Genomic DNA, 7,019 nt, shown 5'->3' on the forward strand with positions numbered 1-7,019 from the left:
GATTGCCTTAGTGCTTGAAACCGCAGCAAAATGGTGTTTGGCTGACGGAACAAAGGTGGAAATAAAACCGCCACTTCGCTTCACCGAGAACTGAAATGGGAGAATTTCTATGTCGCGCATGAGTTCATTCGTCGCCGGTCTCGGCCTGGCGGCTTTTCTATCCACGACTGGGGCCTTCGCCGGTGATGCGGAAAGCTGCAAGACGGTGCGGCTGTCCGATGTCGGCTGGACCGACATCCAGGCGACTACCGGCGTCGCCTCGGTGCTGCTCACGGCGCTCGGTTACGAGCCGCAGGTGATCCAGCTTTCGGTGCCGGTGACCTATGCGTCGCTGAAGAACAAAGACCTCGACGTGTTCCTCGGAAACTGGATGCCGTCGATGACCAACGACATCAAGGACTATACCGCCGAAGGCTCGGTCGAGACCGTCAGCGAAAATCTCAGCGGTGCCGGCTATGGCATCGTCGTTCCGACCTATGTCGCCGATGCCGGTGTCAAGACGCTAACCGATCTCGGCAAGTTCAAGGACAAGTTCGACGGCAAGATCTATGGTATTGAGGCCGGCAATGACGGCAACCGCATTATCCTCGATATGATCAAGGATCCGAAGACCAATCTCGAAGGCTTCGAACTGGTCGAGTCTTCCGAGGCCGGCATGCTCACCCAGGCCGAGCAGTCGATGAAGAACAATGAATGGATCGCCTTCCTCGGCTGGACGCCGCATCCGGTGATGGGCGCCATGAAGATCACCTATCTCGAGGGGATGGGCGACAGCGGCTTCGGCGCCGCCACCGTGCATACCAATGTGCGCAAGGGCTACATGAGCGAATGCCCGAACGCCGGCAAGTTCATCGCCAATCTGAAGTTCAACCTGGACATGGAAGGCGAGATGATGGACGCGATCCTGAAGGGCGCCGACGCCAATACCGCCGCGACCGACTGGCTGAAGAAACACCCTGACGCGATCACCCCCTGGATCGCCGGCGTCACCACCTTCGACGGCGGCGATGCGGCGGCTGGGGTGAAAACGGCGCTCGGAAGCTGACCCGACCATCTGGCATGACGAGACAAGGGGCAGCCACGGTAGAAATGGCTGCCCTTTTTCATATCCTGTGACAAGATGACCGTGCGGCGAAGGACGGCGCCGGCAGAAGAGGGGCTAGATGGATCCGATCTCCAAATTCCTGGTCAGTTACAAGATTCCCATCGGGGCATGGGGGAAGGCGTTTTTCGGCTTTCTCACCGACAATTTCGACACCATCTTCAGGGCTTTTTCCAACACCCTCAACTTCCTGCTCGACGGCATCGTCGACGGGCTGCTGTTGCTGCCGCCGGTTCTGCTGATCGCGCTGATCGCTCTGCTCGCCTATTTCCTGCAGCGCTCGAAAGGCCTGGCTTTGGCGGTATTCATTGGATTGCTGTTCATCCTCAACCAGAACCTGTGGAAGCAGACGGTGGAGACGCTGGTGCTGGTGGTCGCCGCCGCCGCCGTGTCGATGGCCATCGGCGTGCCGCTCGGCATCTGGGCCGCGCACAAGCCGAAGGTGTATCGCGTCATGCTGCCGGTGCTCGACCTGATGCAGACGCTACCGACCTTCGTCTACCTGATCCCGGTGCTGACCCTGTTCGGCCTCGGCAATGCGCCCGGCCTCATCGTCACCATCATCTTCGTCATTCCGACCTCGGTTCGGCTCACCCATCTCGGCGTCACCTCGGTGCCGAAATCGATCATCGAGGCGGGCGAGGCGTTCGGCGCCACCAAACGCCAGCTGCTGTGGAAGGTCGAGCTGCCTTCGGCGCTGCCGACCATCATGGCCGGCTTGACCCAGTCGATTATGCTGTCGCTGTCGATGGTGGTGTTCGCCGCCCTTATCGGCGCCGGCGGCCTCGGCACCGAGATCAACCGCGCGCTCGGTTCGCGCCGGATCGACCTAGGGCTTGAGGCAGGGCTGGCCATCGTCGTGCTTGCCATCGTGCTCGACCGAATGACGCGCATCGGCGTGGGAGGCAAGAAATGACCGTCGCCGTCGATTTCAGAAATGTCGACATCGTCTTCGGCGCCGACCAGGCAGGCTCGCTGGCGCTGATCGACAGCGGCGCCACCCGCGCCGAGATCCTCGAACAGACCGGCAACGTACTGGGCTGCGCCGGCGCCAGCCTCACCGTGAACGAGGGCGAGATCTCGGTGCTGATGGGGCTTTCCGGCTCCGGCAAATCGACGCTGCTCAGGGCCGTCAACCGGCTGAACGTGGTCTCGCGCGGCCAGGTGCTGGTCAAGGACGGCGACGGCACGGTCGACGTCGTGACCTGCGACGAGGCGACGCTTCGGCGGTTGCGGCAGAAACAGGTGGCAATGGTGTTTCAGCAGTTCGGCCTGCTGCCGTGGCGCACAGTGGAGGAAAATGTCGGCCTCGGCCTCGAGCTCGCCGGCGTGCCTGAAGCCGAGCGCAAGGAGCGGGTGACCAAACAGCTGAAGCTGGTTCATCTCGACCAGTGGTCGAAGAAATACGCGCATGAGCTTTCCGGCGGCATGCAGCAGCGCGTCGGCCTGGCGCGCGCCTTCGCCACCGAGGCGCCGATCCTGCTGATGGACGAGCCGTTCTCGGCACTCGACCCGCTGATCCGGACCAAGCTGCAGGACGAGCTGCTGCAGCTTCAGGCCGAGCTGAAGAAGACCATCATCTTCGTCAGCCACGACCTCGAGGAGGCGCTGAAGATCGGCACCCACATCACTATCATGGAGGGCGGGCGCATCGTGCAGACCGGTGCGCCGGAAGACATCGTGTTGCGGCCCGCCAACGACTATGTCCGCGACTTCATCGCCAATGTGAACCCGCTCTCGGTGTTGACCGCGTGGAACGTCATGCGCGACCGCCGCGACCTCGAACATGGCGAGAACGGCTGGGTGTGGCTCGACCGGCGCAAGACGACGCGCTTCAAGATCGACGAGCATGGGCTGGTGGCGGCGGCCGAGCGCGACGGCAAGCCGGCGGTATGGGTGTCCTGCGCCGATGTCGAGGCACAGCCGGAGGAGACGGCGCAGGTGTTCTGGGCCAATCCCGGCACCTCGCTGAAGACCGTGATGCTGGCCATGCATCGCTCGCAGACCGCACCGGTGGCGCTGTTCGACGACCAGTCGCGCTTCGTCGGCGCCATCGGCGTCAGGGATGTGCTGAGCGCGGTGCTGCGAAGATAATTTTTCTCCTTGGCGAGAACCGAGACCAAACGCCGGCGCGAAGGAACGCCGGCTTAGCCCGATACCGCAAGCTAAACCGCCAGCGGCAATCTCAGTTCCGTCAACAGGCCGCCATCGGGGTGATTGGACAGGATGACCTCGCCGCCGGCGCCGCGGGCGATGTTGCGGGCGATGGTCAGGCCGAGGCCGAGGCCGCCGGTCTGACGGTTGCGCGACTGTTCCAGGCGCACGAACGAGCCGAACACGGCGTCGAGCTCGGCTTGCGGTATGCCCGGCCCTTCGTCATGGATCGCCAGCGTGATTGTCTTGCCTGATTGACGCAGGCTGAGATGCGCCCTCTTGCCATAGGTCACCGCGTTCTGGACGAGGTTGGTGACGCAGCGCCGCAGCGCGACCGGCCGCGCCATGCAGATCAAGCCGCGCGAGCGCCCGTCTTCATTCTCGAAGGAGACCTCGTCGAAGCCGTCGGCGATCGATTCTACCAGCGACCAGAAATCGATCCTCTCGCTCTTCTCCTCGGTCACCTCGAAAGTGGCGAAGTCGATGACCGAGCTGGCAATGCCTTCGATGTCGGCGAGGTCGTGCGCCAGTGCGGCGCGCACGGACGAATTCCTCAGCAGTTCGAGGCGCAGCCGCATCCTGGTCAGCGGCGTGCGCAGGTCGTGCGCCAGTGCGGCCGCAAGATGCTCGCGGTCCTCGACGTAGGCGCGCAGTCTCGCCTGCATGGCATTGACCGCCTTTGCCGCGGTACGCACCTCGCGGCTGCCGCTCTCGGCGATCGGCGGGCTCTTCAGGTCCTCGCCGATCCGCTTCACCGCGGTCTCCATCATCCTGTAGGGCGCCGTCAGCCGGCGCAGCGACCAGATCGAGGAAGCCACCACCAGCCCGGCGATTAAGGCATAGAGCGGCAGGCTATCGAAGCTCAGTATCGGCCCGGCCGGCGTGTTCGGTTCGGTGAAGTTCAGCCACTGGCCGTCGGCAAAGCGAAGCGAAGCCGTCAGCTTGTCGCTCTGGGCGAAATCGGCCGCCAGCACCAGCAGGTCGCGCTCGACCTGGCCGATATCGGGACCGGCGACCGTCCCACCGGGAGCGTCCGCTTCGTGCGTTGCCGGGTCGCGGCGGACCCGTGCATCGGTGATCCCGAACTTCGACAGCCGGCCGACCAATATGTCTTCCAGTTCGGCCAGCTCGTCGTCGCCCGCTATCGACGAGGTGACGGCGGGCGTGTCGGAGACGGTGAGCGCATAGGTGGCATTGAACAGCCCGGAGGCCGTCGCCTTGCGCTGTTCTGGGGTGGCATCATGCATCAGCTGCACCAGCGAGAAGGCGCGGTCGTTCAGCCGATAGAGATCGACGACGTCATTGGCGGCCGCACGGTCGCGCGAAACGATGTAAAGGGTCGCGATCTGGCTGATCAGCAGGCCGGCGATGACGATGAGCAGCACCCACACCGGCAGCGTTTGCGGCAGGATGCGTCTCATTCGGAGGTCGTCTCAGGCAGGAACTGGTAGCCGCCGCTGCGCACGGTCAGGATCAGCTTCGGCGTTTTCGGGTCGTCCTCCATCTTGCGCCGCAGCCGGCTGACCAGAATGTCGACGCTGCGGTCGAAGCTGTAGCCGCTGTCGCCGCCGGACAGCTCGATCAGCTGCTCGCGGCTCAGTACGCGCTGCGCGCTCTTGACGAAGGTCTGCAGGAGATTGAATTCGGCCATCGTCAGCTCGATCCTGACGTCGCCGGGCGCCATTAGCCGGCGGCGCGAACAGTCCATCGTCCAACCGGCGAAATGGTAGATCTGCCGCGAGGCGGCGCGTCGCGGCTCGGCGGCGCCATTGCGTCTCAAGACGGCACGAATGCGTGCGAGCAGCTCGCGCGGATCGAAGGGTTTCGGCACGTAGTCGTCCGCGCCCATCTCCAGCCCAACCACGCGGTCGGTTGTCTCGGTAACCGCGGTCAGCATGATGATCGGCGTCGAATAATTGGCGCGCAACTCGCGGCAGAGCTCCAGCCCGCTCTTGCCGGGCAGCATGACGTCCAGGACGATCAGGTCGACCTGGGCGCGGCGCAGGACGGTCTCCATCTCGGTGCCGTCGGCGGCGACAGATGTATGCAGCCCTCGCCTCTGGAAGAATTCCTGAAGCAGGTCGCGAATGCCCTTGTCGTCGTCGACGATCAGTATGTGGGGGTCGGATTTCACAGGAAACCTGTCATTTGTGGATCGCCCAAGCGGTGCTTCGGCCGTCAGCCAGACGATAGAATTCAGGCCATAAGTTGGCCAGTGAAGATCGGCGGCCCGATCCGGGCTGCCCAGAAACAATCCAGAAACAAAATTCTACAATCCGGAAAAACTGCCGAAAAAAATCAAGGTCATAAGTGGTGCCGTGGCGGTCAGGTCATCGGCTGCGACACGCGTTACGGGATACGGATAGACCAATGCAAAGGTTCTCGATCAGTCTGATGGGTGCGTTGCTTTCCATTTCGCTCGTCACGGCCGCGGTTGAACAAGCCGATGCAAAACTGGCCGATGCAAAGGTGGCCAATGCAAAGGCGGCCGATGCAAAGGTGGCGACCACCCGCAGCGAGCGTTGCATCGATCTGAACCGCCAGTTTGACGAAGCCCTCGAAACCCATGCCGCGGCAACGCAGGTCACCGCGGCGAAAGCACTTCAAAGAAAGGGAAACCGGTTCTGCGCCAACAAGAAACAGGCACAGGGAATCCGGATGCTCGCGAACGCCTTGAAGCTGCTTGGAGTGACACCGATCGATCCCGTTCAGTGACACTCAATCCGATCTGCACAAAAAGGAAGTGAAGCCATGAAAAAGTCTCTCCTCTCCGCCCTCGGTCTCGCCATCGCGCTGGCCGTCTCGATGCCGGTTCTCGGCGCCAGCAGCGCCAATGCCGCGACCACCACCCCGGCTGCGACGACAACGACGACCGCTGCGCCGGCCAAGGCCGTGAAGAAGGTCGCTGCCAAGAAGACCGTCAAGAAGCACAAGAAGCACGCGGTCAAGGCAGCTCCGAAGGCCTGATCAAGCGACATCTTTCTACCCTATGAGAAGACCGCTCCAGTTGCGATTTGCCTGGAGCGGTCGTCTTTTTTGTTGCGTGCAGACAATGGGGGCAGTCCCGGCCCACACCCCCGTTGAACGCCAGACGGCAGTTCCCACATAGGCACGGACTTTTGAACTGCGCCCGCCGGGAAGCCGCTCGCGCGCGGTTGAATGGACGACCGCTTTTGCCCATGTCAAAATGACCGCAAAGCCGTCGTACTCAATTGCCGGTCCAATGCCTGAAATCACGACAAAACCCCGTACCAGCACGAAGCCGAAAGTCGAACGGCCGAAGCTCTACAAGGTTATCCTGGTCAATGACGATTTCACGCCGCGCGAGTTCGTCGTGACTGTGCTGAAGGCCGAGTTCAAGCTCAGCGAAGACCAGGCGCATAGGATAATGATTACTGCGCACCGGCGCGGCGTCTGCGTCGTCGCCGTCTTCACCAGGGATGTCGCCGAGACCAAGGCGGCGCGGGCAACCGATGCCGGCAAGGCCAAGGGTTATCCGCTGATGTTCACGACGGAGCCGGAGGAGTAGGGCTCCTTTTCCCTTCTCCCCTTGCGGGAGAAGGTGGCCGAGCGAAGCTCGGTCGGATGAGGGGTGTTCCAGGGAACGCCGACGCCTCATTTCTTCCGGCACCCCTCATCCGTCTTGGCGCTTCGCGCCAATCCACCTTCTCCCACAAGGGGCCTGTTGCGTAATTCGCTGATTGTGATTCTCTGAGACGAAGCTCGGAGGGAATCGCGATGGCAGTGAAGCAGATGGGCCAGT

At 62.6% G+C, this 7,019-nt stretch carries 8 protein-coding genes; 6 read left to right on the forward strand and 2 right to left on the reverse strand.

Going from position 1 to position 7,019, the window contains the following annotated elements; all coding sequences use genetic code 11:
- The first annotated feature begins 109 nt into the window (after positions 1-109).
- The 3 genes from NKH42_RS29145 to choV all read left to right on the forward strand — a co-directional run bounded on the left by NKH42_RS29145 (position 110) and on the right by choV (position 3,196).
- The gene (locus NKH42_RS29145) at positions 110-1,045 is read left to right on the forward strand and encodes a choline ABC transporter substrate-binding protein (RefSeq protein ID WP_352646626.1); all 936 of its coding nucleotides are present in this window, start codon (positions 110-112) and stop codon (positions 1,043-1,045) included.
- A 118-nt stretch (positions 1,046-1,163) separates the two neighbouring features.
- Entirely contained in the window at positions 1,164-2,018 is an 855-nt protein-coding gene (gene choW / locus NKH42_RS29150; protein WP_352690872.1) for a choline ABC transporter permease subunit, read from the forward strand.
- Positions 2,015-3,196, forward strand: a complete 1,182-nt coding sequence (gene choV, locus NKH42_RS29155; RefSeq protein WP_352646623.1) for a choline ABC transporter ATP-binding protein — start codon at positions 2,015-2,017, stop codon at positions 3,194-3,196. Before choW ends, choV begins: the two co-directional genes overlap by 4 nt.
- 71 nt (positions 3,197-3,267) lie before the next feature.
- Here choV and NKH42_RS29160 read toward each other — a convergent pair whose 3' ends face one another.
- Positions 3,268-4,677 carry an ATP-binding protein gene (locus tag NKH42_RS29160; RefSeq protein WP_352509806.1) on the reverse strand — a complete coding sequence of 470 codons (1,410 nt, stop codon included), beginning with the start codon at positions 4,675-4,677 and terminating at the stop codon, positions 3,268-3,270.
- On the reverse strand, positions 4,674-5,390 hold the full coding sequence (locus tag NKH42_RS29165) for a response regulator (RefSeq protein ID WP_352509808.1): 717 nt from the start codon (positions 5,388-5,390) through the stop codon (positions 4,674-4,676). Before NKH42_RS29165 ends, NKH42_RS29160 begins: the two co-directional genes overlap by 4 nt.
- A gap of 236 nt (positions 5,391-5,626) precedes the next feature.
- On the opposite strand from NKH42_RS29165, the gene NKH42_RS29170 reads away from it, so the two are divergent.
- The 3 genes from NKH42_RS29170 to clpS all read left to right on the forward strand — a co-directional run bounded on the left by NKH42_RS29170 (position 5,627) and on the right by clpS (position 6,785).
- Positions 5,627-5,971: a hypothetical protein gene (locus NKH42_RS29170; protein WP_292665026.1), complete on the forward strand. Its 345-nt coding sequence runs from the start codon at positions 5,627-5,629 to the stop codon at positions 5,969-5,971.
- A 36-nt stretch (positions 5,972-6,007) separates the two neighbouring features.
- Entirely contained in the window at positions 6,008-6,223 is a 216-nt protein-coding gene (locus tag NKH42_RS29175; RefSeq protein WP_352450529.1) for a hypothetical protein, read from the forward strand.
- A 256-nt stretch (positions 6,224-6,479) separates the two neighbouring features.
- Positions 6,480-6,785, forward strand: coding sequence for an ATP-dependent Clp protease adapter ClpS (gene clpS / locus NKH42_RS29180; RefSeq protein WP_023679498.1), 306 nt, complete (start codon positions 6,480-6,482; stop codon positions 6,783-6,785).
- Positions 6,786-7,019 lie beyond the last annotated feature (234 nt).

The organism is Mesorhizobium sp. M1142 (assembly GCF_040318565.1).
GTDB lineage: Bacteria > Pseudomonadota > Alphaproteobacteria > Rhizobiales > Rhizobiaceae > Mesorhizobium.